The sequence below is a fragment of the Pelagibaculum spongiae genome (assembly GCF_003097315.1).
Classification (GTDB): domain Bacteria; phylum Pseudomonadota; class Gammaproteobacteria; order Enterobacterales; family Pelagibaculaceae; genus Pelagibaculum; species Pelagibaculum spongiae.
The window spans coordinates 168,701-194,856 of record NZ_QDDL01000008.1 but is presented as its reverse complement, the minus strand read 5'-3'; the positions used below and the strand labels follow the sequence as shown (position 1 = coordinate 194,856).

The 26,156-nt window shown below is 41.6% G+C and carries 25 protein-coding genes; 19 read left to right on the top strand and 6 right to left on the bottom strand.

Annotated features, from left to right (window positions below; translation table 11 throughout):
* The 4 genes from DC094_RS17030 (at window position 1) to pyrI (ending at window position 1,944) form a co-directional block, all read left to right on the top strand.
* Entirely contained in the window at window positions 1–201 is a 201-nt protein-coding gene (locus tag DC094_RS17030) for a YgaP family membrane protein (RefSeq protein WP_339374130.1), read from the top strand.
* A 160-nt stretch (window positions 202–361) separates the two neighbouring features.
* A complete protein-coding gene (locus tag DC094_RS22165; protein WP_158527370.1) occupies window positions 362–550 on the top strand; it encodes a hypothetical protein in 189 nt (62 codons plus the stop codon).
* Window positions 547–1,467, top strand: a complete 921-nt coding sequence (gene pyrB, locus DC094_RS17025; protein WP_116688322.1) for an aspartate carbamoyltransferase — start codon at window positions 547–549, stop codon at window positions 1,465–1,467. The genes DC094_RS22165 and pyrB overlap by 4 nt, the downstream gene beginning before the upstream one ends.
* A gap of 12 nt (window positions 1,468–1,479) precedes the next feature.
* Complete coding sequence (gene pyrI, locus DC094_RS17020) at window positions 1,480–1,944, top strand: aspartate carbamoyltransferase regulatory subunit (RefSeq protein ID WP_116688321.1); 465 nt, start codon at window positions 1,480–1,482, stop codon at window positions 1,942–1,944.
* A gap of 1,080 nt (window positions 1,945–3,024) precedes the next feature.
* On the opposite strand, the gene DC094_RS17015 is transcribed toward pyrI, so the two are convergent.
* Window positions 3,025–3,627 carry a hypothetical protein gene (locus tag DC094_RS17015; protein WP_116688320.1) on the bottom strand — a complete coding sequence of 201 codons (603 nt, stop codon included), beginning with the start codon at window positions 3,625–3,627 and terminating at the stop codon, window positions 3,025–3,027.
* Between the two features lie 706 nt (window positions 3,628–4,333).
* Between DC094_RS17015 and DC094_RS17010 the strand changes: the two genes are divergently transcribed.
* Genes DC094_RS17010 through DC094_RS16970 form a run of 9 tightly spaced genes read left to right on the top strand, consistent with a single transcriptional unit; the run spans window position 4,334 to window position 12,663 of the window.
* Window positions 4,334–5,290, top strand: coding sequence for a YbgA family protein (locus DC094_RS17010; RefSeq protein ID WP_116688319.1), 957 nt, complete (start codon window positions 4,334–4,336; stop codon window positions 5,288–5,290).
* A gap of 44 nt (window positions 5,291–5,334) precedes the next feature.
* A complete protein-coding gene (locus tag DC094_RS17005; protein WP_116688318.1) occupies window positions 5,335–6,294 on the top strand; it encodes a MerR family transcriptional regulator in 960 nt (319 codons plus the stop codon).
* Window positions 6,272–6,802, top strand: coding sequence for a nuclear transport factor 2 family protein (locus DC094_RS17000; protein ID WP_116688317.1), 531 nt, complete (start codon window positions 6,272–6,274; stop codon window positions 6,800–6,802). Before DC094_RS17005 ends, DC094_RS17000 begins: the two co-directional genes overlap by 23 nt.
* 32 nt (window positions 6,803–6,834) lie before the next feature.
* A complete protein-coding gene (locus DC094_RS16995) occupies window positions 6,835–7,623 on the top strand; it encodes an SDR family NAD(P)-dependent oxidoreductase (RefSeq protein WP_116688316.1) in 789 nt (262 codons plus the stop codon).
* 3 nt (window positions 7,624–7,626) lie between these two features.
* Window positions 7,627–9,009 carry an NAD(P)/FAD-dependent oxidoreductase gene (locus DC094_RS16990; RefSeq protein WP_116688315.1) on the top strand — a complete coding sequence of 461 codons (1,383 nt, stop codon included), beginning with the start codon at window positions 7,627–7,629 and terminating at the stop codon, window positions 9,007–9,009.
* A complete protein-coding gene (locus DC094_RS16985; protein WP_116688314.1) occupies window positions 9,006–10,052 on the top strand; it encodes a DUF1365 domain-containing protein in 1,047 nt (348 codons plus the stop codon). The genes DC094_RS16990 and DC094_RS16985 overlap by 4 nt, the downstream gene beginning before the upstream one ends.
* A gap of 5 nt (window positions 10,053–10,057) precedes the next feature.
* Window positions 10,058–11,329 (top strand): SAM-dependent methyltransferase, encoded by a 1,272-nt coding sequence (locus DC094_RS16980; protein ID WP_116688313.1) that lies wholly within the window; start codon window positions 10,058–10,060, stop codon window positions 11,327–11,329.
* Window positions 11,329–11,868 carry a DUF2878 domain-containing protein gene (locus DC094_RS16975; protein ID WP_116688312.1) on the top strand — a complete coding sequence of 180 codons (540 nt, stop codon included), beginning with the start codon at window positions 11,329–11,331 and terminating at the stop codon, window positions 11,866–11,868. Before DC094_RS16980 ends, DC094_RS16975 begins: the two co-directional genes overlap by 1 nt.
* 6 nt (window positions 11,869–11,874) lie before the next feature.
* Entirely contained in the window at window positions 11,875–12,663 is a 789-nt protein-coding gene (locus DC094_RS16970; protein WP_116688311.1) for a hypothetical protein, read from the top strand.
* A 1-nt stretch (window position 12,664) separates the two neighbouring features.
* Here the strand turns inward: DC094_RS16970 and DC094_RS16965 are convergent, their stop codons facing one another.
* Complete coding sequence (locus DC094_RS16965; protein WP_133245598.1) at window positions 12,665–13,357, bottom strand: hypothetical protein; 693 nt, start codon at window positions 13,355–13,357, stop codon at window positions 12,665–12,667.
* Between the two features lie 231 nt (window positions 13,358–13,588).
* On the opposite strand from DC094_RS16965, the gene DC094_RS16960 reads away from it, so the two are divergent.
* The 5 genes from DC094_RS16960 to DC094_RS16940 all read left to right on the top strand — a co-directional run bounded on the left by DC094_RS16960 (window position 13,589) and on the right by DC094_RS16940 (window position 19,196).
* Window positions 13,589–14,671, top strand: coding sequence for a patatin-like phospholipase family protein (locus tag DC094_RS16960; protein ID WP_116688309.1), 1,083 nt, complete (start codon window positions 13,589–13,591; stop codon window positions 14,669–14,671).
* 104 nt (window positions 14,672–14,775) lie between these two features.
* Window positions 14,776–15,693, top strand: coding sequence for a diacylglycerol/lipid kinase family protein (locus DC094_RS16955; RefSeq protein WP_116688308.1), 918 nt, complete (start codon window positions 14,776–14,778; stop codon window positions 15,691–15,693).
* Between the two features lie 527 nt (window positions 15,694–16,220).
* Window positions 16,221–17,657: a multiheme c-type cytochrome gene (locus DC094_RS16950; RefSeq protein ID WP_116688307.1), complete on the top strand. Its 1,437-nt coding sequence runs from the start codon at window positions 16,221–16,223 to the stop codon at window positions 17,655–17,657.
* A gap of 64 nt (window positions 17,658–17,721) precedes the next feature.
* Window positions 17,722–18,300 carry a NapC/NirT family cytochrome c gene (locus tag DC094_RS16945; protein ID WP_116688306.1) on the top strand — a complete coding sequence of 193 codons (579 nt, stop codon included), beginning with the start codon at window positions 17,722–17,724 and terminating at the stop codon, window positions 18,298–18,300.
* Between the two features lie 101 nt (window positions 18,301–18,401).
* Window positions 18,402–19,196 (top strand): hypothetical protein, encoded by a 795-nt coding sequence (locus tag DC094_RS16940; RefSeq protein ID WP_116688305.1) that lies wholly within the window; start codon window positions 18,402–18,404, stop codon window positions 19,194–19,196.
* A 66-nt stretch (window positions 19,197–19,262) separates the two neighbouring features.
* On the opposite strand, the gene DC094_RS16935 is transcribed toward DC094_RS16940, so the two are convergent.
* The 4 genes from DC094_RS16935 to DC094_RS16920 form a co-directional block, all read right to left on the bottom strand.
* Window positions 19,263–20,171: a hypothetical protein gene (locus DC094_RS16935; protein ID WP_116688304.1), complete on the bottom strand. Its 909-nt coding sequence runs from the start codon at window positions 20,169–20,171 to the stop codon at window positions 19,263–19,265.
* A gap of 3 nt (window positions 20,172–20,174) precedes the next feature.
* Window positions 20,175–20,942, bottom strand: a complete 768-nt coding sequence (locus tag DC094_RS16930) for an SRPBCC family protein (protein WP_116688303.1) — start codon at window positions 20,940–20,942, stop codon at window positions 20,175–20,177.
* Between the two features lie 373 nt (window positions 20,943–21,315).
* On the bottom strand, window positions 21,316–23,586 hold the full coding sequence (locus tag DC094_RS16925) for a sigma-54 interaction domain-containing protein (RefSeq protein WP_116688302.1): 2,271 nt from the start codon (window positions 23,584–23,586) through the stop codon (window positions 21,316–21,318).
* A 199-nt stretch (window positions 23,587–23,785) separates the two neighbouring features.
* Entirely contained in the window at window positions 23,786–24,085 is a 300-nt protein-coding gene (locus DC094_RS16920) for a hypothetical protein (RefSeq protein ID WP_116688301.1), read from the bottom strand.
* Between the two features lie 425 nt (window positions 24,086–24,510).
* Here DC094_RS16920 and DC094_RS16915 point away from each other — a divergent pair, with 425 nt between their 5' ends.
* Window positions 24,511–25,860 (top strand): hypothetical protein, encoded by a 1,350-nt coding sequence (locus tag DC094_RS16915; RefSeq protein ID WP_133245597.1) that lies wholly within the window; start codon window positions 24,511–24,513, stop codon window positions 25,858–25,860.
* The last annotated feature ends 296 nt before the right edge of the window (window positions 25,861–26,156 follow it).

Sequence of the window (26,156 nt, the reverse complement as noted above, 5' to 3'; positions counted from 1 at the left end):
ATGAATAAAATGACAGTAAATGATGCACTGAGATTAATGGCCGGCGCGTTTATTCTATTAAGCTTGGCTCTGTCTCAATACCATAGTCCAAATTGGCTATGGTTTACCGGGTTTATCGGATTAAACCTTCTACAATCAGCATTTAGCAAATGGTGCCCAGCAATGTTTATCTTTAAAAAAATGGGGTTAAAAGAAGGTTGAACCGGTAAAAACGTGACCTGGATCGATAACTAGAACGAATCTACTTCAATAACTATATTTTGTTCTGATTAGGGGTTGTGTTTTGAATCGCCAGGCGTAAAATGCGCGGCATCTGATCTGTGATGACTGATTTTCCACCCCTTTTTTTCAGTTAAGCGGATTGAGCACCCTGATGATGACTGGCATTGAACAACTACTCGCCCTTTTTATGGTTGCCCTGCAACCCGGTTGTACTTCAGCCGGTCGTCTTCTATTTTTTAAAGCTCCTTCATTTGAAGGGGCTTTTTTTTTATCTAAAAAACCTTTCTACTATCCCCTGTTACACCTGCTGGATGACAACAACCTATGAATAATCCTTTATATAAGCGGAATATTATCTCAATTCCCGATTTCAGCCGTGATGAACTGCAGTTAGTCATTGATACTGCCGAGCGGATCAAGGCAGCACCGGGTAGGCAGCTTCTTAAGGACAAGATTGTAGCCAGTTGTTTTTTTGAACCCTCAACTCGAACCCGGCTGTCTTTTGAAACCGCGATTCAAGCTTTGGGTGGTCGTGTGATCGGTTTTTCCGATGATGGAAATACTTCAGCCAAGAAAGGCGAAACCCTAGCTGATGCTATGAAAATTATCGGCAACTATGTTGACGCCGTCGTCATGCGCCACCCACAAGAAGGCTCTGCTAGATTAGCGAGTGAGTTCTCTTCAGTGCCGATTGTTAATGGCGGTGACGGTGCCAATCAGCATCCAACACAAACCTTGCTCGATTTATTATCAATCCATGAAACCCAAGGCACATTAGATGGTTTGCGAGTAGCGTTGGTTGGTGATTTGAAATATGGCCGCACCGTACACTCATTAGCTCAAGCGCTGACGCATTTTAACTGCCAGTTCGATTTCGTTTCGCCTGATGCGTTAGCGATGCCTGAATACATACTTGAAGAGCTGGATGATGCAGGTATGCAGTATCAACATGCCGCCACTTTAGAAGAAGTGATTCCGCATGCCGACATTATCTATATGACTCGGGTACAACGTGAACGCTTTGAAGAAAGTGAATATCAACACATTCGCGGCAACTTTATTCTAAAAGCCGACATGTTGAAAACCGCCAAGCCAAACTTACGGGTGCTGCATCCACTTCCTCGGGTTGATGAAATTGACGTTGATGTAGATAGCACGCCATACGCTTACTATTTCGAGCAAGCTAAAAATGGCTTGTATGCTCGCCAGGCGCTACTGGCCTTAGTTTTGAATCAATCGGTTTAGGGAGTCAGCAGCATGCCTAGCAACAAATTAATGGTCGAAGCGATTGAGAAAGGAACCGTTATTGACCACATTCATGCCGGCGCCGGAATTAAGATCCTTCGTTGGTTGCAGCTATTGAATGATCATGACCGAATTACTGTCGGACTAAATCTGCCCAGCAAGCATCATGGTTATAAAGATTTGATCAAGGTCGAGAACCGGATTCTGACCGATCAGGAAGCCAGCGAACTAGCAATTTTTGCACCTGAAGCCACAGTCAACCGCATTGAAGACTATAAAGTTAAAGACAAGTTTGCAGTTAGCTTGCCCAAAAGGGTTACCGGTGTTTTTCTCTGCCCTAATTCCAACTGCATTACCCGAACAGAGAAAGTCGCTACACTGTTCAAGCTGGAAAATAATAAGAAAGGCTTACGAATGAAATGCCATTATTGTGAGAAGCATTTCAACCGTGAAGTCATGAGCAAGGTTGCCTTTTAACAAATAACTTTAAAAAATGATTTAACCATTCTATTTAAGGCTTGAATCGAGCACAAAAAAAAGCGCAGCGTATATTACGCTGCGCTTTTTAATAATGGCCCCTGTATGTCAGGTATCCTGCAAGAGAGTCAATCTGGTACGACATGCAGCAAGAGTGGTATCAGGTCTCCGTCGCTTTGACGAAACATACAGGGGGCAAGCTTTATGAGTTGATCAAATAAGTTACTGCATTGAATATCTCTTAGTTGATCAACTCATTCCATAAACTGTTCACCGCAATTGTTAACGCTTCTCCTAGTGAGAACTCGTTATCGAAAAATAGATATTTCTGATCTGAATCAATTCTTTCACAATTAATATCAAACTATGATTCAGTTAGTCAAGCATATTTTTCAATTTTTGTTTATTTAATTCTGGCTGGTAAGCGAGAATCTTTATCTGGCTGGGCAATACGTTGATAGTGCGCCATCTGCTTTAACAATATCAACCTGATAGAATGCTTGATAAACACGGAAGAGGGAATAATTACCCCGATTTTCGCATTATTTTGTTACCGCTACTCATAATCACAACCACATTAGTGTTGGTTTTAAACTTGCCTAGCAAGCACCATGGCGACAAAGACCCGAGTTAAGGTTGAGAACTGGATTCTCACCAATCAAGAAGCCAGCGAACTAAATTGTCACGCCTGAAACTACCGTCAATCGCATTGAAGATTACAAGGTTAAAGGCAAGCTTGCAGTTAGCTTGCCCAAACGGGTTACTTGTGTTTTTTTAAGCCCTGATTCCAATTGCCTGCCCTCACAGAAAAAGCATCAACTTTGTTTCGGCTGGAAAATAATAAGAGCGGACTACGAATGAAGTGCCACTTCTAAGCTTAGTTAATTTCTAAATAAAAAGCGCGGCGTATTTAAACGCCGCGCTTTTTAATAATGGTCCCTGTCTGTCAGGTATCCTGCAAGAGAGTAAATCTGGTACGACATGCAGCAAGAGTGGTATCAGTCCTCCGTCACTTCGACGAAACAGATAGGGAGCAAGCTTTACAATTTGATCAATAGGTTAACTACAAATAAATATCTCCTAATTGACCAAATCATTCCATAAACTATTCACCGCAATTGTTAACGCTTCTCCTAGTGAGAACTCGTTATCGAAAAAATACATATTGCTGATCTGAATCAACCCTTTCTCAATTAATATCAAACTTTGATCCAACTGGTCAAGTGTATTATTTAATTTTTGTTCATTTAATTCCGGCTGGTAAGCCAGAATCTTTATCTGGCTGGGCCATACATCTGATAATGCACCTTCCGCTTTAACAATATCAATCTGATGAAAGGTCTGGTAAATACGAGTGGGAATAATCACACCAACTTCATGGTTATTTTGCAAAATAATATCAGCCCGAGTCCCTAGGTCAGCACTGACACTAAAAGCTATTTTTTCGATCTGATAAAGCTCAATAAGATTTCTGGCATGAGCTGATAAGTCAGCCTCTACAGCTAGTGCGCGAACGATTAACTGAGGCTGGTCTCCACTCAACCAACCATATAACTTTTGCGCCTGATTGTTAGCTGTCACAGATGGACAAATGGTTAGCCAACCAAAAAAAATAGTGATACTAAATATCAGTAGATAGTAAGGAGCTACCCATCGCTCATGAGTTTTGAAAATTGATGACATGAAAAACCTCAAAGGCTTCGATAAACCCCTGAAGCAGGCCCGACTTATTCGCTATTAATTGATTAGCAATTAATTATTAGGTAAAAGCAAAAAAGCTAGCTCATCCATGATGAAATGAATAATGAAATGTTAAAGAGCAGCGAACTACTGATAAAATTATAGAACAGCGTCACAAATACTTTTAAAACTGCGACCAGTGGCCGGTCATTATGGATTGGTGGAAAATAAAAACAAATTAAACGACAATGATATAGTTTATCCGTAAACTAGTCTCACAATAATGATTAATTTGTTTTTAATGATCTCCCTCCAAAAAAACGCCTTCATTTAACTTCCACTCTTTCCGCCAGCAGCGCAGTCAGATTTGATAAGCCATAGGCGCAATCCGACACTTTTAAAAATTTCTGCCGATATCTGATTTCGTTAATTATCATCAAGCCTTGTAACCATAAACAGTGCGCGTTGAATAATTAATTCAGCGTAGATTGGTTAGGCTAGAAATAATCGCTTCATTTCTTATCTTGGCATCTCTAGCATCCAAGGCCGTCACTCAAAATCTTCTGCTAACTAGGCATAGCGAGCAAAAACCAAGCTCAAATCCACACAATACCAATTTGCTTGTACAAAAAACTTGACTTGTACAACACGTATTGCCATCTTAGTTGTACAAGAAAGGAATCTTGTATAAACAAGTTGGAGTAGCGAAATGAAACGTAAGTTTGAGAAGATTAAAATTGGAATAAGCGGTTGTTTATTAGGTCAAAATGTACGCCATAACGGCGGACATAAACGCAATCGCTATTGCACCGACCAGCTCAGCAAGTGGTTTGATTTCCAGCCAGCTTGCCCGGAAATGGCTATTGGCATGGGGGCACCGCGTCCAGCGCTTCGTTTAATCGGAGACCCGCTTCAGCCACGGATGGTCGAATCTGACAATCAAGAAAATGACTACACAGATAAGATGCAAGACTGGAGCAGCCAAGCAATCAACTCTATGTCTCAGCTCTCTGGCTATATCCTCGCGGACAAATCACCCAGTTGTGGTTTATTTCGAGTTAAATGTTACAACGACAAAAATCATCCTGAGCATCTATCTAGAGGGATTTTTGCCAAAGCCTTAACCGATCAATTTCCATTGCTGCCGGTGGAAGAGTCGGGGCGATTAAATGATCCACAGCTTCGCGAAAACTTTATTATGCGAGTATTCGTTTACCGCGACTGGCAACAACTGATGCAGAAACCGTTAAAGCCCAAGCTACTAATAAATTTTTGGGCACAATATAAATATTTAGCAATGGCGCATGGCCAAACTGAATATCGAAAAATTGGTCGATTAATTGCCAATTTGAAAAAAAGACCCATTGATGTGACCGCTGAAATGTTTATACAACAGTTAATGCAGCATATCAGCAAGCCTGCCAGCCGCAAAAACCATTCCAACGTGATGCAGCATCTACAAGGTTTTCTCAAAGCAGCACTGTCAGCTCAAGATAGAACAGAACTGAGCAAGCTAATTGAACGGTACCGTAAAGGAATTATTCCACTGGAAGTGCCTATGACGTTACTGAGACATCATTTCAGTCACCAATCAAATCCATGGGTCGAGCTACAAGTTTACTTTGAGCCACACCCACAAGAGCTTGAACTGGCATCTCAAATTTAGCCATTTAATAGACAGCTACTAAACAACTACCGGATTTTTAACAGATGAAGCAGCAACCTGATACCACTGACAGCAATAGCAAATCGTCACAGCAGTTGACTATGACAATCACTGAACTTTCAGAGATAACTACCATTAATGCGGTGACTCTGAGAGCCTGGGAAAGGCGCTATGGCCTGCTTAATCCGCGCAGAAGCAGTAAGGGGCACCGCTTTTATACTCAGCAGGATTTGCAGTTAATTCAGGCGATTCAACAGTGGCTGGCCCGCGGGGTTCCCATTGGTAAAGTTAAGCCTTTAGTGGCTAAAGATAAGCTGACAACTGAATCTGAGGCTGAATCAGATAGCGGTGATCTTTGGCAAGATAATCTAAGTCAGTTACTGGATTCACTCGAGCAATTAAACCTAGATGCGATTAGCAAACAGATCAGACAGCTAGATAAAGAATATCCACTGGCGCTTCTATCCGAACATTTCTTTTTTCCATTAGCTAAAGCGCTATTAAATCGCTGGCAAAACCATTATGCAGCTCAAGTAGAACAATCACTGCTCTACCCGATTTTGGAACAAACACTGCAGTTTAAGCTAGACAAACTGCCAGTCGACAACAGTCAGTGCTGGTTAGTCATGCCGTTAACTAATCAGGTTGCTCGCTGGAAACGTTTAATGGGCAGTGCTTTGCTAGCCAGCCATAGAAAAAAAGTGATTTTCTGCGACCACCCCTTATCTGCTAGCCAAACTGAATATTTGTTTAAAGGCATCAATCTGCAAGGCTTGTTGTTAGTGGGTGACAAGTATCCATCTAGTAGCGAATTGGATCACTTACTTGGTGGCAACAAATCTCTTGCTCCACAGCATCAAAGCAAGATTTGGCTGGCTTTTGGTACCGGCGCAACTGTCAGCCAGCAGCAACTTCAACAACGAGGTATTAAAGTAATTGGTGAGCTAGGCCAACTACCGCAATTGCTTCAGGGAGAAAATAATGGAAACGGACATTCACAATAAAGCATCACAGATCAAATCAGCAGAGCAGTATCATGTAACTGATATTGATCCGATTGAAATGGCAAGCCAGTCTAAGTTGCCCGATGTAATCAAACAAATGATGGAGTTATACCAGTCATTAAATTACAACAACATAGAGTCAATCAAACAAGTCTATCGAGATGATGTTGAATTTATAGATCCCGTTCATCGAATCGTTGGCTTAAAACAATTACGCCACTATTTTCGTGGCCAATATCAAAATGCTCAATCGATTAGTTTTGAATATCATCAAATCTGGTGCAACCAGAACTCACAGCATAGTGAAACACTTATCCGTTGGACGATGAAACTGACCCACAGCCGACTTAATGCGGCAAAGCCATACCAAATTGATGGTATCAGTCAGATTAAAGCAGACGCCGAAAAAATATTTTTCCAGCAAGATTATTTTGATCTCGGTGAACTAGTTTATCAACGGCTACCGGTTATTGGCAGTATTATTCGTTGGATTAAACAAAAAATATAACCGTCGCTGCAACCTGTAAACGAGGTAAAGGAATGAAAAAACTGGTATGGATTACCGGAGGTGGCTCAGGTCTTGGGGCTGCACTAGCCAAAGCACATGCAGACAACGGCTGGCAAGTCATCATCAGCGGTAGAAACCAACTAAAACTTGATGCGGTTTCCAGCACACACGCATCAATTTCTGCCATGCCATTAGACATTAGTAATTTGCAGCAATGTGAAGTTTTGGTATCTGAAATAATTAAAGCTCAAGAAAAATCGGGCCAGCTGAAACGTGTTATTTTAAACGCAGGAACCTGTGAATATATAGATCAAGGAAAGATCGAAGCAGAATTATTCAGTCGAGTTTTCGCAACCAATTTTCAGGGAACAGTTAATTGCTTGCAGCCATTAATTAATCAATTCGAAAAAAAGCCATTACAAATTGCTGTGGTCAGTAGCATTTCTTCATTACTGCCAATGCCTCGAGCTGAAGCATATGGCAGCTCTAAAGCAGCATTGGACTACTTGGTTGAATCGCTACGCTGTAGCCTTTTTGACAGCAAAATAAAATTATGTCTAATTCAACCTGGTTTTATCAAAACGCCTTTAACTGAAAAAAACAACTTTCCCATGCCAGGAATAATAAGTGCTGAGCAAGCAGCTAAAAAGATTTTTAGTGCAATGAATCAAAACAAACCAGTGATTCGATTCCCAAAAAGATTGCATTGGCCAATGAGGTTAATAGCGATGCTTCCGGTCATTTTCCGCAGCAAACTATTACAAAGCCTAACTCAAAAGCCCCACAGAAAGATGTCGATTACCGCAAACAGGGAGCAGTAAGTAATGAAAATAGCTGTTATTGGTAGCGGTATTTCTGGAATGACTGCTAGCTGGTTATTATCCAAAGAACATGATGTCTCGTTATTTGAAGCTGATGACCATCTAGGCGGCCATACTGCGACTAAAACGGTCACGGTAGACAACCAGAATTGGGAGATAGACACTGGATTTATTGTGTTCAACCAAAAAACCTACCCAAATTTCATTAAAATATTAAATTTGCTTGGTATTGAAAAAAAACCAACTGAAATGGGATTCAGTGTTAGCTGCAAAAAAACCGGTATTGAATATAGCGGCAGTGGCCTTAATGGTTTGTTTGCACAAAAGAAAAACTTTCTTTCAATTAAATTTCTAAAGATGATAAAAGACATTTTGAAATTTAATGCTGATGCTACTCGTCGTGTTAACAAGAACAATATTTCAAACGATTTGACACTTGAGCAGTACATTCAACAACAAAGGCTTGGCGATAGATTTAGCAATCATTATTTGCTGCCTATGGCTGCGGCTATTTGGTCATCAAGCTTAGAGCAAGCAGCTAAAATGCCACTCGATTTCTTCCTTAAATTTTTCGATAACCATGGCTTATTAACCGTCACTGACCAACCACAGTGGCAGGTCGTTTCAGCAGGCTCCCATCAATATCTGAAAGCAATTGAAAAAAACATGCAAGCTAAGGTCTATCTTAATGCTCCGGTAGAAAGTGTTCGCAGGATTGCCGATAACTCCGTTGAACTTCTGGTTAATGGCGAAAAACATCTTTTTGATCGAGTGATTATGGCAAGCCACGCAGATCAATCTTTAAAAATATTATCTGATGCCAGTGAACAAGAAAAAGCCTTGCTAGAGAGCGTACCTTATCGGCCAAGTCATGTTGTGTTGCATACCGATACTTCATTATTACCTGAAAACAAAAAAGCCTGGGCAGCATGGAATTACCAACTCTCATCGAATAACAAGGGTTGCGCCACTGTTACTTATAACATGAATATTTTACAAGGATTAGATCAACTAAATAAAAAAATTAACACTATAAGTAGCCGTAAACCAATGCCCGTTTTTTGTGTCACTCTAAATCAATCAAAGCAAATCGATCCGACCAAGATTCTCGGTCAATATCAATATAGCCACCCTGGATTTACCTTATCAGGCATTAAGCAGCGAGATAAATTTTCAAGTGCGAGTGGCAGCAACCGAGTATGGTTCTGCGGCGCTTGGTTAGGCAACGGGTTTCATGAAGATGGTGTTGTTAGTGCTTTAAAAGCATTATCAAATTTTGGTATTACGCTACCTGATAAGCTTGAGCCAAACCAACAAGAGATATCTTCAAAAATAAATTTACAACAAACAACTTCCGATAAAAATTATAAGGTTAGCAGCGAATGAAAAATGCTAACCAAACTGACAGCGCAATTTATCAAGGTAAAGTGCGTCATCGTCGTTTTTTTCCAAAATCACATCATTTTGATTTCCCATTATTTATGGTCTGGCTCAACCTTGACCAAATTGATCAATTTTTAAGGAAATCTTTTTGGTGGGGAAAAAAGAAGTTTTGGCCTGCCAGCTTCCAACAGCAAAATTACCTCCAGTCATTGCTACCTTTTAACAAGGACTGTTTGAAAAGCCGAGCTAAAAAGCTGTTGAAAGACAAGCTAAACAAGGAAACTGACCAGATATTTCTGATGACACATTTTCGATATTTTGGTTTAGCATTCAATCCAATATCTTGCTTTTATTGTTTTAAAGACAATAAACTTCAGGCAATCATTGCTGAAGTTAGCAATACACCATGGAAAGAAGCGATTCATTACGTTCTAGATTGCAGCCAACCACCACAACAAGAAAAACAAAAAATATGGTTCGATAAAAAAATGCATGTTTCTCCGTTTAATCCACTGAACATGCATTACCAGTGGTACAGTAATACACCCAAAAAACAATTTAATTTACACCTTGAGACCCATGATCCACGTGGCAAAGTGATGGACGCTACATTAACTCTCGAGCGCATAGTTGCTAACAAGGAAAACCTGCAAAAAATCTTGTGGAAATTTCCATTAATGACACTAAAAGTGGTTTGGGGAATTTACTGGCAAGCTGTGAAATTATGGTTCAAAAAAGTGCCGCTTTTTGATCATCAGAAATACCATTACCCTACTGCTGTTGAGAGTTACCAGCAAGGATCTCTTCGGCCTATGACTTTGAAAAAAGACCAATCAAATAAAAACCAGACAATCTCGGAATCAGCTACTTCGACCCCAACTGACGGCCGGAACTCGCTTTCTAATGACAGCTCTGACAAAGCTACTATTCCAGTCGTACTGGCAATAACTAAAACGCAACAACCAACTGAATCGTCACAACCGCATATGGATTTGCAGCAAAGCTCATCGCGAGATGAGCCTTCATCAACAGAATTTTTCAGGTGAATATCATGGATAAGACAATCAGTACTTCTGGCGTGGCAAATATCAGCTGGAGTGAAAATACCAGTAAAAAAATACTGTTAAAGCTACTTAAAAAAATTGAAAATGGCCATTTGACTATTATTGATGAGCAGCAAAAGCGTTTGGAATTTGGTGGCTGCGGGCAACGTGCAGATCTCAAGGCAACCGTCATCATTCAGCAGCCCCAAGCATGGAAAGCTCTACTAACTGGCGGCAGTATTGGTGCAGGTGAATCCTTTATGCGAGGTGATTGGCAGACCCCTAATTTAACACCAGTTATTCAGCTTCTTTTAGCAAATCTGTCAGTACTAGATCAACTAGATAGTCGCTTTAGCCGGATAGCTGCGCCCCTTTTCTCGATTGCTCATTGGCTCAAAGATAATTCTAAAAAAGGTTCACAAAAAAATATTTCAGCACATTACGATTTAAGTAATGATTTTTTTAGGCAGTTTCTCGATCCTGAAATGATGTATTCCTGCGCTTGGTTTAAAGGTCAAACAACCACACTAGAACAAGCAGCTGTCGATAAGTTGGAATTGATCTGTCAAAAGTTAGAACTCTCAGCTGACGACCATCTACTGGAAATTGGCACCGGATGGGGTGGTATGGCAATTTATGCCGCGCAGAAATATGGCTGTAAAGTAACTACCACCACCATTTCCGACCAGCAATATAGCTATACCAAGCAACGTATTGAATCGTTAGGATTGCAAGATAGAGTCACACTACTAAAGAGTGATTACCGAGATTTAACTGGTCAATACGATAAATTGGTTTCAATTGAAATGATCGAGGCGGTTGGGCATAAGTATCTCGATACCTATTTCAAAAAACTCGATCAGCTAATTAAACCCAGCGGACTAGCATTAATTCAAGCAATCACTATTCTCGATCAACGTTACCATCAGGCAAAGAACTCTGTAGATTTTATCCAACGCTATATTTTTCCAGGTGGTGCGCTACCATCAATTACTCGGATCAGCCAAGGCCTAACCAAAACTAGTCAGTTAGCCATTGTCGATGCACATTCGATTGGTCAGCATTACGCTAAAACTTTAAGTGAATGGCGAAAACGTTTTTTAGAAAATATTGAGCAGGTGAAACAGCTCGGTTTTGATCAAAGTTTTATTAATCGCTGGTTATTTTATTTAGGTTATTGCGAAGGCGGATTTCTAGAAAGGCACACTGACACTTACCAATTACTGCTAGCAGCACCAGGTCGCAAGCGACATGCTGGCGATAAGAAGTGGCTCGATTAATGCATCTTCTTCGGCCCACTGAAACCCAGATGTCTGGCTGGAAGGCAAACGTTTTCAATGCGCTTGTTTTTCAGTTGGGATGGTTTGCTGCAGTTTTTTTACATAATCAATTGGCCGTTCTAATTCTTGGGTTTGGACTGCTGCTACATTGGATTTTTATCAGTCACGATAAACAAGAATGGATAATAATTTTTTTGTTTGGAGCGATCGGTTACTGTCATGATTTTATCCTGACTGCTTTGGGTTATATGCAGTTTCAAACCAACAGCACATCGAGCTATCTCAGCAGCCTAACTTTCCCTCCAACCTGGCTATTTTTTCTGTGGCTATTATTTGCTACCACCCTTTTGCATTCATTCAATGCATTAGTAAAGCGACCCTTTTTATTATGTTCTCTGGTGTTAATTGCTGGGCCAGCCAACTACCTTGCAGGCGCTAAGCTCGGAGCTGTAGTGTTATCGCCTCCCATGCCATGGCTATTATCTGTCAGTTGGCCGATTGGCTTTTTATTACTGCATTATTATTTAAAAAGGAGATAGTTGAACATGGGGGTATTTAATTTATGTTCGAATAAAATACTATTTTTTATATTTTTTTTACTAGCCACTCCTTTATCGCAAGCAGAAACTTTAAAAAATATGGCGCCTCCAGATGATTTCGATGTGAAAGGCACCGCTAGAGATCTTGACGGACAGCTACTTTATTATGAATATCACGATTACCTTGACTTGGTTTCTGGCAATCTTGCCGGAAAAAATTTGCATAATGTAACCTATCTAAATAATGATTTCTCACTATTAGCGACAAAACATATTCGCTATTTTCAACCCGTAGGTTTGGTGTCTTACAAAATAAAATATGCCAGACAGTCGTTCTCCGAGCTGGTATCGGTTACCGCACCATCTGTTGAAGCAAGCAATCAGAAAAAAAACATCTCTGTTTTGGTTAAGAAAAACTCTAACAGTCAAAGCACACAGCTGATCGCAAAAAAAGGATCAATTATTGATGCGGGTTTTGACGCATTTATTAGAACATACTGGTTAAAGCTTCAACGGCAAACCGTTACGGCACAGCTATTACTCATGCCAGCTGCTGACTGGCTATCAGTCAATATATCTAAAATTGCTAATACTAAATGCCAAAGAAATTCCACGCAGTTGAATGTCGCCTTATGCTTACAAATTAAGCCCGATTCATTTTGGTTGAGCGTTTTAGCGCCAGATTTAATGGTTGGATATAATGAAAACAAAAAATTATCTACCTATTTAGGACCTAGTAATTTAGTCATAGATAGCGAATCACCAATGGTTTTTATTACTTACCAGCACCGATGATTTAAATAGCTGAAATAATATTAACTCCATTTCTAATCAATTCATCCAATAGCAATCGAATGTCATTATGACTTCGTTTTTTTTGAGATAATTTTTCAATGATGTCTGCTAAATCGCCAAAAGTAAAAAATTCACGTTCAATAACCATGATCGTGTCATCTTGCTTGTAAGAAGTTAGAGTCAGTCTGATTCTTGGATTAAGCAATCCGAAATCTCTCTGGATTTTATTCACTGTCAGCCCAAGCTGAAGCACTGTTTTTGCTGCAGTAAATGGTATGTCGAATGCATTGTATGCAGTCACCCTTTCTGCTACAGCAATTAACGGATTAGATTTTTTTTCTAAAGAACGAATATTTAAAAAAATGCGATTGATTACTTTTCTAGTCGGCTTATCACTTTCACTTTCAGCCTCAATTTCAATTGGATTACTGATTTCAACTTCAGATATTTCTCTCATCGCAGCAATTGCATATTCTACTTTTGCCCCCAAGATATGCTCATAACCCCATGGATTCTTTACTAAAGAAACCGTGCGTGATGACAGTGAAATTTTAGAAACCCCTCCAACTTTATGCTTTTTTTTACTCCAAACAGGCATAAAAGCGAAGTTCATTCTTTGATGTTTTCCACTCAGTGAAATCCATTCAGCAGGAGAGCTAAACTTAGAATAATGAACAAAACTAGCTTTGAGCATAATGTTAGATAATTGTTGAAATCCACTTAAACTTGGCAGCAACTGACATTAAAATCAACATAGCGCACCCGCTCTGCAATACCCCAATCTGACTCAGTAAATACTTCTATAAGACATATAGATTGCAAGGAGATGGCTACCCCCAGTATCCTTGCAGAAAAACCGACCGATCGGTTGGTTACAATAATCATTTAACTTGGTGGGAGTTCAAGCTTTCTAGCTTGTGTATCTATGACAGATTTGACCATTCTGGCGGGTAAAACCGCTTACCAAAAAATTAAGGATGGCGGGTTATCCGCTCAGGATATTGGCGCCGTTATTGGCGCATCCGGTGCTGCCAAATGGCTGGCAATTTATGGGCTGGATTGCGCTATTTTTGGCCACTGGCTAAAAGATCTTGAGCGCCCAGTAACGCTTTACGGCACGTCTATTGGTGCCTGGAAACTCGCTGCAGCATCCAGAACAGACCCAATTGCTGCGATGGAACAACTAGCCGAAGTTTATACCCAACAGCGTTTTACCAAAAAAACCAGTAAAAATGATGTGCTGGTGGGTGCCAATCAAATTATCGAATCGTTCTTACCAGCAGGAAGCGAACAGGAAATCATCAGCAACCCAAACTTACGCTACAGCTGCGGCATTATGCGTTCATTGGGCGGTTTTGCTACGGATTCTACCGCAGGAATTGTTCGCGGAATGGCTGGTGGTTTTATGCGAAATTTCGCTGGCCGCCAATATTTAAAACCCTACATTGAACGCTATGTATTTCATGATCCTCGCAGCCTGCCGGGGCTTTCTGCCAGCGATGGTATTGCTTGCAACCATGTCGCATTAAGCGAACAAAACATGCAAAAGGTAGTGCTAGCTGCAGGTTCAATTCCTTATATGCTACCTGCGGTGGAAAATATTCCAGGCGCACCAGTAGGTTTATACCGCGATGGTGGCTTGCTCGATTATCATCCACTGATGAATTTCCTACCCGGCGATGATCGATTAGCGCTCTACCCACATTTTTATGACTATTTTATCCCAACCTGGTTTGATAAAAAGTTTAAAAAACGCCATTTGCATCATCATATTCCTGAGTTGGATAATGTAGTGCTGCTGGCACCTTCGCGTAGTTTTGTTGAAAAACTACCCTATCAGCGTATTCCTGACCGCAAAGACTTCAAAGCCATGATCCATCAGTACGATGATCGAGTGAAGTTCTGGAATACCACTCAGCAGCGAAGCCATCAGCTGGGCGATCAGTTTATGGAAGCCGTCATTAGCGGCAAAATCCGCGATCACGTTCAGTTAATTCCTGCCGCCTAACCTTTTAGTCACAAATCAGATAAAACTGATTTGCTTGAGACTGTATTTCAGTCTCAAGCCTGTATCCTTATTGGTAATTCTACTATTGGTTGACCCACCACCCTATGAGACATCTGTTAATTATTCATAACCCGACTGCGGGCCCAAAAAGCAAGGCTCGGTTGGAAAAAGTACTTTGTGCATTGGGTGGAGAGGCAATTTCACTGGAGCTATATCCAACTAAAGCAGCAGGTGATGCCACTCGATATTTGCAAAAAACACCATTGCCGGAAGAAACCGTTGTAGTAGCAGCCGGTGGTGATGGCACCATCAATGAAGTACTTAATGGTTTGATCGGAAAAGCTAACCCGATGGCAATTATTCCATTGGGCACTGCTAACGTGATGGCCAAAAATATTCGAATGCCAGAATCTGCTAGCGGTGTCGCACAGACTTTAGCAAGAGGCGGTTTGGCACCTTTTTATCCAGCAATAGTTACCGATGATAGTGGTCATAAAACACGTTTCGGCCAGGTGATGAGTGTTGGAGTGGATGCTCAGTCAATCGATACGGTCGATCTCAACTTAAAGAAGAAACACGGCAAACTGGCTTATATCTCAGCCATGTTGAAGCAACTGCCAAGGTCTTTAAGTAACACTTGGCAATATCAGGTTGCTGGCAGCACTGATCGACACATTTGTAGCACTTTAATTATTTCACTCGGTCGCTACTATGGCGGAAAATTTACCATTGCCGAAGCCGGTGACTGGCAAAAGTCGGTGCTACATCTCTTGGCTTTTCAAAAATACGATTCCCCGATAAAAGCTTTAGCCATGCAATTGCTCTGGATGGCAGCACTACCTTTGGGGTTGATCGAATATATGCCGGGGGTTGAAACACAGGATGTGAAGAAACTTTCTATTAAAGAGCTCAACCTATCTTACGATTCAGCACCGGTTCAAGCTGATGGAGATATCATTACCCGATTACCAGTTACTGTCGAAATTGAAGCAACGCCCATTCAGCTATTAGTGAAAATCTAAAAGATTGCCTGCATGCGACAAACCATTTGTTGCATGCACTTTTTGTTCTATACATTGTTGCCTGCTTCGAAACTAGCCTAGTATTTTTCTAGCTCAACTTAACTTCTGTCATTCTGACATTGACTGGCAAAAGATTCAGATTAAATTGATCTTTGTCTGGGCGAAATAGATGAATCCATGAAGTCCGCATTCAAATGACACTGCCGCATATTGAGTTAATTAGAAACAAAGCTTTAGCAAGTTTTTTTTGAATTTTATTTAATCTGAGTACACTCTTCGTAGAATGATTCTCATTCGCCGCCTTGGCGTTTGACTGATGCCAGTCATTATTAAAAAAGTTCCCCCTAAGACTAGTAAAATTGATTTGAGTCAATTTTTTGTAATCCCTTATTTTTGCTGTTGGATTAACATCTAAACCAGCACAACAAATAATACTTTTAACTCAGTTTCAGCAATACCCCAGGTTTATTACTCGCCTGCAGTTTTACATAAGCAATCGTCCAATCATTAATGCGAGGGGCATTAAAATGAAATCGTCGATATGGCGCTGGTTAGCTAGCGGTGTGATCCTGATGACCAGTGTAATTTTTGCTGGTCAAGCAGCGGCTGCACCCAAGGCTCATAACCTTAAGGCATTCGAAGTACTTTCTCCTGAAAGCCAAGAATGCGCAGCGTGTCACAAAGATCAAAACCGTGGATTATTCCAGCAATGGGGTGAGTCCAAGCACTATGGTGCAAACGTAGGTTGTTACGAGTGCCACCAAGCCAACCCAACAGATAAAGATGCCATCAAACATGAAGGCTTCAATATCTCCGTTGTGGTTTCACCTAAAGACTGTGGCCAATGCCACGATCGTGAAGCTGAACAGTTCTCTCAATCTCATCATGCTAAAGCCGGTCGTATCCTAGGTTCTTTGGATAACATGCTTGCTGAAGTAGTTGAAGGTAAATTGATTCTGAACGGCGCATCTCCTGTCGCAGTTAGCGGCTGTGGCCAGTGCCACGGTTCGGTAGTTAAGGTTCTGGAGAATGGCGATTTAGATCCTGCAACATGGCCTAACTCAGGTATCGGCCGGATTAATCCGGACGGATCTGAGGGTTCTTGTAATGCATGTCACCAGCGCCACGAGTTTGACATTGTTCAAGCACGTCGTCCTGAAGCATGTGGCAAGTGCCACCTAGGTCCTGACCATCCTCAGAAAGAAATCTATGAAGAGTCCAAGCACGGTATCGCTTTCTACGGCAACGTAGACGATATGAATTTGGATTCGGCCAAGTGGATTGTTGGCGAGGACTACGATGCAGCACCTACTTGTGCGACCTGTCATATGTCTGGAACTAAAGATTTACCACTGACCCATGATGTTGGCGATCGAATTTCCTGGACATTACGCCCACCCGTATCAGAAAAAATTGATGCTAAAAAGCGTGGCAAAGTGAAGTCTTGGGAACATCGTCGTAAAGATATGAAGAACGTATGTTCTGCATGTCACACTTCAAGCTGGGTAGAGAACTTCTACGTTCAGTTTGATGGTGTCGTAACTCTTTACAACGATAAATTCGCCAAGCCTGGCGTTAGCATGATGAAGTTCCTAAAAGATGAAGGTCTGAGGACTGACACAGGTTTTGATGAAAAAATCGAGTGGACTTGGTTCTACCTGTGGCATCACCAAGGTCGTCGCGCACGTATGGGCGCAGCGATGGGTGCACCTGACTATGTGCAATGGCATGGCATGTTTGAAGTGGCCGAAGCCTTCTACACTGAACTGGTTCCTGAGTACCGGGAATTCATCGAAAAGGCTGAGCACGATGGCAAGCACGACATCGCCAAGCGCGGTAATGCACTACTGGAAGAGATATTATCTCGTCCAGAGCATGCTTGGTTCTCCGGTAAAGAGCCTGAAGCAGTGAAAGCTGCTCGTAAAAAGGCACAAGCTGAGTTCCAGAAGCGTTACGCACAGTAAAACTTCGCTCTGCCACTGCTTCATTGCAGTGGCAGGGATTTCCTAAATCAATCAGGTAAAGCTGATGAAAAAATTATGGGAAAAGCTCTGGCAAAAGCCCGGGTTGAAGTTATTGCTAGGGATACCCTTGGGTGGTTTCCTGTTCCTGGCTGTTGGTGCCGCTGGTTGGGGTGCATTTAACGCATCTCTGCATTACTCCAGCACTAACGAATTCTGTTTCGGTTGTCATATCGGAATGGATACGGTCGTTGAGGAATATCAGGAGTCAATTCACTACAAGAATGTCCACGGCGTAGTTGCTACCTGTGCTGACTGTCATGTACCCGAGCCATTTTTTGAAAAAATGGAAGTCAAGATCACTTCGGGGATCAAAGACATCTACAAAAAATATTGGGTAAAAGAGATTAATCTCGAGAACTTCGAACAGGAGCATCGCCTGAGATTGGCTGAACATGTTTGGAAAGACATGCAAGAGCAAAAATCAGCAACCTGTCAGAAGTGCCATGATCAAAGCAAAATGGATCTGGCAGCGCAGCCTGGCCGCGCTAGCAGAGCACATGATCCTGTGAAGTGGGAAGAAAATGGAGAGTCTTGTGTTGATTGCCACTATGGCATCGCACACAACAGGCCTACCAAGTTCTAAGTATCTTCTTGCAACACTTGTTAGAACAAAAAGCGATAGCTCTCGGGCTATCGCTTTTTTTATTTCTATACTAATTACAATATAAATAACAAGAACCAGTTATGGACTTGCAACAAGAACTTCAAAAAATTTGCCTCGAAAACAATGGCACAATACTTCTACAAGATATCCCTGAACGAATATATCAAAAGCCTCGCGGTGTTAGCCCGATATATGCAGCGTTTCACTTAGGATTCTGTGGTCTTGCTTATTTCTGGTTAGCAATAAATGAAAATAAGGACTTTTTTTTAATCGCTATTGATGATGACTCAGACGGATCAATCAATACTTTTATCAAAATACTTCTTAACTTAGACAAAACACCATCTAATAACTTAGAAGCAAGAGAACACAATATGGAAATCCTTCGAGGTCGACACAAATTTTTAAACGATCGCCACATATGCTTTGCACAATCCTTGATACCTAAAAAAGAAATGTCGAGCCATCTTAACTTAGTTCCTATACAGGCTTTCGACTTTATCTGCATAGAGAAACTAACATCGCACATCTTAGCAAAGCCTGCACGAAATCTAATTTATCTTTACTGTCATTTTGATGAAACAAAGAGTTTCAGAAATAAAGTTTTTTATCGAAAGGGTAGAGGGCATGTATTTTCAGTTACTCATAAAGCAGACGGAACAATAATTTTATTTGATTGGCGAGGTGGTGTTTATGAACTATCCAAAGATAAAATATTTGTAACTTTACTATCTATGCTGAGAAAGCAATTTGAATTCTACTCAATTGACTCTGCAGATCCGTGGGTTTATTGCACCCTCCGCGAAGTCACAATAAGTGAATCACAAGTGAGTAATAATCTTATAAGGTTTGCACCAAACAATAACCCAGATTAATTGCTGAGGATCATTAAAATAAAAAGGCAGGATGCCGCTGCACGACATTGCCTGCCCATTCAAATATTAATGCGCTGCTTTGGCCGTTTTTTCTGACTCATCAGAAATCACACCTACCTTAGAATACTTGGCACGTTCTTCTGGAATCACCTGCTGAAATACCCAATGAGCTGGCATGCTAGGTCGATATAGTAAGAAATATGCCAGTACTGCAAATAACGGCAAGCCGACGATATAACTCATCACATGGCCCACTAACGGATTAAGCAGCCAAACCGTTAAGCTGGCCAATGCCGCCGAAGTAAATCCGACACCGAATACGATAAACAAATGCCAAGTGGCAGTAACAATCGGATGCTTTGGCAACAAAGCATTGCTCAATGTGGGCTCAGCTCGAGTGGTTTCATCAGTCCATTTACCAATCATGTAACCGAGTGGCGGCAGCAAAAACAACCCATCAAAATACAGAGTCATCGCCACTGAAGACAGCGCAAAATTCAAACCTGCACCTTCGGCAAAACCAGCGCCCGGCGTCCATGGAGCACCGCCAAACATATCTCGATCATAAAAGAACCGGTCTAGGCCCATGCCATCCCAGCCATAAATCAAAATAAAGAACATGCCAAAATAACCCAACAGCCAGTTCAAGTTGGCTAAATAATGACGGTCATTTTGAATCAGTTTATAAGAAACCCAGAACCCCAAAATTCCCTGAGTAATGTTGGTAATTCCAAACATCAAATACACTGGCGGCGGTATATCATAGAGATCTTTAAACACCTGCATTGATTCCCAACTAGGGTGTTTCAACAGCAGTAAGACGCCGGTGTTATTCCAGATTAACGCTAGAAACAACAAACCCCAAACGAAATATTTGTTAATAAAAGGTGAAGCTTCCTTCACCAATTGACGACCAGAAACTGCAGCAATCGTCGCCCCCAGGCCATAGGCCCAAAATATATCGACTTGAACCATAATTTATTCCTTATTATTTGTTGGCTGCGCTGCTGACTGCTCAGTTAGCGGATGCTCCAGTAAGGCTTGCTCAATTTTCAGCCGGTCAACTGATTGCTTACCTGCTTCAATATATTTCGGCTTTTTCAGCATTTTTCGCATATTGCCCAAAGTGGTAAATGGAATATCAACAATCACCAAATTGCCCAAATAGGCAGGTACCGAACCACCAATATTTAGGCTGGCAAAGTAGGTCACTTGGGTATGTTCACGGTCGATATATTGCAGTGTGTAAACCACGTGAGAACTATCCATATACACCCGATCGCCATCTAAAAGATCGCTATAAGGTGCTGGATCTAACGCGTTCATATGAATATCAGCCCGCCCTTTGGGGTAATTCATTTCCACTGAAATATCGACCACCATCTCCCGATCTGACACCGGCCATGGCATTGAAGTGACGTTATGAACTCGATAGTTGTAGTCATCGGTGGCATGTATGACATCGGCAACTTCGGTGTCTGCCATCCATTGTGTCGCCGCTGGAATGTCCCGCATTAATTCGGCAACCGTTTCCATTCGAGCCTTCATCAGCGCAATGCCTTTGAACTCTTTTAAACCCCCAACCTTTTCAGTGCCCCGGACAAAAACCGTAATACCATCCTGTTGCTTGCGAAGCTGCCAAGAGCCTTGCTCCTTCTCTTCCGCTTGAACAGAAGCAGCTTTAACAGAAACAATTGGCATCGCTAGTAATCCGATTAGTAGCGCTTTTGTTATGATTTTTAGCATTTGATTCCCCCATCAAATTTTTAATCGTCAACTAGATAGTGGCAATAGACATGCCAACTCAAAAACAAACAACAACCGCTTAAATTCAGCCACTTACCAATTACACAAAGTTAACAACTAGCGATATCACGGACAAAACCGTCCGAAAAACCGGACAAGTCCAAGCGATCAATAGCTAAAAACCAACCCAAAAAATGCTTAACAGAAAATATTCAGTGAAAAAAAATAGACAAGGGAGGAAAAGAAGAAAGGAAACGAGTTAACAAAAACTGATCAATTACCAAGATGGTTAGGTTGAAATCAACACAACCCATACTGTTGTAGTTTCAAGTACGGCGGATCAGACAGGACGGAGATAATCGATTTTAGGCCATCACAATTGGTAACGACGAACCTTATCGAACAAGGTTGATTTGGCGGTGCCTAATAAACTTGCGGCATCACGCAAATTACCATCGGCTTTTTGCAACGCAGCTTCTAACAATTGCTTTTCATAACGTTGCAGTTCATTTTTTAGCTGACAGCCATCAGCCAGAGTTTGCTGAATATGGGCATTTAATGGTTCAGTAGAAGCGACCTGATGTGATTGCTGCTGCTCCAGGTTTTGGATCAACGCCGGATCTATTCGTTGTTGATCCGTTAAAACAATCAACTGCTGCACCAGGCTTTTGAGTTGTCGAATATTGCCCGGCCAATTTTTTTGTTGTAAATATTTAAGCGCCGAATCAGTAAAGTATCTATCTTGATCCAGTTGTTTGAGAAACGATTGAGCTAGCAATGAAATGTCGGTCTCTCGCTGGGACAGCGGCGGTAGATTAATCGCTACCTGATTAATTCGAAAATAGAGATCTTCCCTAAACTGACCATCGGCGATCTGTTGCTCCAGGTTCTGATGAGTCGCAGTAATCACTCTCACATCAACATTGATTGTGCGCTCAGAACCTAGTTTAACCAGCTCGCCCTGTTGAATCACCCGCAGCAGTTTGCTCTGAAGCGCCGGTAGCATGTCGCCGATTTCATCTAGAAAAATAGTGCCTTTATCTGCAGATTCAAACAAACCACGCTTGTTACGCGTAGCACCTGAAAAAGCGCCTTTCACATAACCGAACAATTCACTTTCCAATAAATTTTCTGGAATAGCGGCACAGTTCAGCATTACAAACGGCTGATCAGATCGAGCACTCAATTGATGCAATGCTTTAGCCGCCAACTCTTTACCAGTACCGCTTTGACCTTGAATCAGAACGGCTACATCGTGAACCGCTACGCGTTTGATGTTCTGATAGACCAATTGCATTGGCTGACTCTGGCCCAACATGCCACAAAACTCTGAAATGGCCGGCGGTGAATTTGCTTGATTGTGCTTTTCTAACGGTGATTCAGCTGCTTCATCGGTTATCTGTTTCAACTGGTTTTGTAGATTTTGATAAGTCACCAATTGAGTAATATGACTGGCAAGATGTTTCAGTAACAGCAACTCATAATCATCATATTGCTTGGGTATCGAACTAGACGAATTACGCAAAACCGGGTGCAGTAAAACCTTGCTGGCCAACTGCCGTTCTAACACTCCGGGCAATCGATCACCGGCTTTAGCACTCTTTCTGCCAATCACTAATACACCAATATTTTGCTGCTCCATACAAATCGGTAGCGCGATTAAATCAGCAACATTTTGTGCCAACAAATGATCAATCGATAACGGGTGAAATTGCTGTTGCAGCGATTGCCTAGAAAATATATTCATCACACTGCTATCTGAAATGACATGCTGTTCTAAGCCATTTAGCGGAATGGTTTTTAACCGGCCAATTTCCGGCGCACTATCGGCAAAGGTTTTCTGGCACACCGAATGATCGAGCATCAGATAACTAAAATCTGAACGGGTTAAAGCTTTGGCTTCTTTTACCACTGCTTTTAATTGTTGCTCAACCACTGCGCTGGTATTTTTCTGACTGTTAATTCTAATCAGTGCAGCGATGCCCTGTAGATGCCGATTCTTTTGCAAATATTCCGATAGCAAACTGTAGCGAAGTTTTCTGGCAAATATGATTGATAACACCGTCAAAGCAACCAGTGATAACACCCGATCGCTGAACAAATTTAAGTCAGCTGGCATTTGGTGGAAATGCATATCAAATCGAATTAATAGCGCACTGGAGATGATTGCCAGGCTGCAGCTAAACAATGAATAACGCGCATCAAACCTCAGGGCACTGCCCAGAGCCAGAATGTAAAAAACGACATATAGCGAGTCATTGAGTGTGCCGAGGTGATTAGTTTTGTAAAACGACATACTGATTAAGCTAACCGTAACAATCAGTGAATCGATGAAAAGCGTCAAATAACCCAGCTGCGATTGATAACTTGCGTTTTTTAGCTGCTGACGAATCACGACAGCATAAGCAACAGCTACCAGCCATTTACCTAATGCCATTGGCAGATAATCGACTCTAATCTCATCAGAATAGAGACGTAAAACCAGTATCGGAATTAAGCCAAACAGGATCATAAACCGACCCCAGCTGGAAAGTTGCTCTCCAACTAGCTGCTGTTTCTGTAAAGAATTCTCAAACAGGGGATCTGCTGCTTTGGCGTTCTTATTCGCCTGATTTTTCTTGGCAGATTCTCTATTGACGGTCATGGCTTAAGCCCAGTCGATCTAACTCAAACCAGCTTACTGTTTATCCGTTCAGTCTTTTTACTAAAATAGCTTTCGGCGACAAGATTACTGACAAGTTGTGGTGGTTTGGAACAAACAGCAACCTAAAAGAAACAGCTGATTAGCATGCTATCTACTGCGCTGACTTCTGAAATAGATCAACCGACAATCGCAGCATTAACTATTTAACCAAAACCAGCTGCGCTCTCTTTATCTCGATCACTGGCTGTTGAGCTGGCATTTCAATGGTCGATCTCGATGGATCTACTTGCTGGTTCTGCCGTTCAGGCTGCGCAGAGAGTTGACTAAAAGCTAGGTAGATCAACGCGAATGGCGGCACAAACAACAACAATAAACTGATGGAAATGGTCAAATTTTTTGGCTGGGAATTGGCGTTTTGCTTGAAATAACTGATCGATGCAATCGCACCAATAGCAATGATCAACAGTAGCAGTAATGCTGACTGGGAATTGAAATCCATTTTAATCACCTACTTATTGTTTTGATTAGGCCGGCACGGCTTGAACAAATGATTAACGAGTAAGCACCTCTAGCTCTATAGAGCCTTCAGCACGACAATCCTATCAACTCGATTTTTCAAAAACTGCTCTAGATCAAGTTCCATCCAGTATATCCAGCTGTGCCTTTCAAGCAATACAAAAAATCATTGCAAAATCACTGACGGTTTATCAAGGCAAATGAAATGCTACTAATCAGATGCATATATGCATCGACCTCAAGAAAGCATCACTTTTTATTCGCTGTATCACTTCGTCAACCGAGTCGCTCAACGGTTAACTAACCAGCAAATTAGTTTGTTTTTTTGTGAGCTTGGTAATTAATTTTCAGCTACGCCTTGGATTTTTTCGACTATTTTACTATCAGGACACATCATCATGGATTGATATGAAATCTTTTATGGAAGGCTTTAAACCCTCTAAAGCACTACTTGACGACCTAGGCAGCATGAGTGATTTCAAGGTCGCGGCCAAACATCAAGTCCGTCCGGTACAAGTAAAAGAGCTACGAGAAGAAAGAAAGATTCCAACGGTTAACCAGCATATTGTTAGAAAACAATTCGAGTGGCGCGACAAGAGCAACAAGCTGCTCGGAACCATGACAGACAAAGCATTGGCCGCCAAGCTTCGAATTACCAAGAGCATGGTATGGGAACAAAGAAAACGTCTTGGGATTGCTCCGGTTGAACCACTACCTATGCCTGAAGCCGGTTATCACCCGATTAAGCATGAATGGAATGATAGAAAAGATGCGTTACTGGGTACCGATTACGACACAGTGATTGGTAAGAGACTTGGCATTAATCCGTTAAGAGTCACCTACCGCAGAAACCAGATGGGTATCGAGCCATATATTCGCTGTGATCGCATCGAGTGGACCGATGATATGTTGGAATTTTTAGGTGAAGTACCCGATGTGGACTTTGCCGACTATTACGAAATCAGCCCACGTACTGCATATCTTAAACGAGTCATTTTACGCATTCGTTCTTTTGAAACCGGTCATATGCCCAAACTACCCGATTTGTCACCCAAGGCATTGGTGCAACTTGGCATCATGAACGATGTTGCAATAGCGGCAAAATTCGATACCACCCGATTTGCAGTAAGAATTAATCGCGAATATCGCGGCATTCCAATTGCACCTCGTGAATTAGGCCCCAATCAATTTAAATGGAATAAACGAGATCTAGCTCGTATTGGAAAAATACCCGATAAAGAACTGGCGTTGAAACTTGGCGTTACTCGCCAACAAGTGACTTATAAAAGGCGACAACTCAATATCCCGGTGAAGCAGTTATCCCAGCCTATTGAATGGGATGATTTAAAGCTTGGTCAACTCGGCAGAACCCAAGATGCAATGCTGGCACAAATGTGGAAAGGCGCGATTGGCGAGATTATTGCCAAGCGAGAATCACTAGGTATTAAAGAGTATCGAGGCCCAAGAAAGTGGTTCAAAAAAGAACTTAAATTACTCGGTACTGCTTCGGATGAAGAAGTGGGAATTAAAGTTGGCATCAGTGCAACAGCGGTTAGAAATAAAAGAAACAGCCTGAATATTGCGCCGTTCAAACCGGTTAAAAAAGTTAAATGGAGCAAGAAGCACTTGGCAATGATTGGCACCATGCCAGATGCTGAGCTCGCTTATATTATGAAAGTCCACCCTAGCTCGGTAGCTAAAAAACGGGTTGAACTGAAAATTAAGAATGTAATTTCTGGTATGGATAGCTACCGGTAGATATTCTCTTTAAATATGCCGGTTAGTACATCAGCGCTACAAACTATTTCACTAAACCAGCAACAGCCAGCAAACAATACGGTCAGGCATATACTCAAGCCGTTTTATATGCCCACCGTATTTTTTCAAAGTAGCAGATACCAACCAGCCGATTAAAACCTGACACAACATCAAATTAGAAAGCCATCTGATGAACAACTTCTGGTAGCGAATCCGCCGTAAGCCTTAGCACTTCTTATAATAACGAAGAAAGTTGATATTCCAATTTGTTTGGATAAATCTGTTTTTTAGATCTT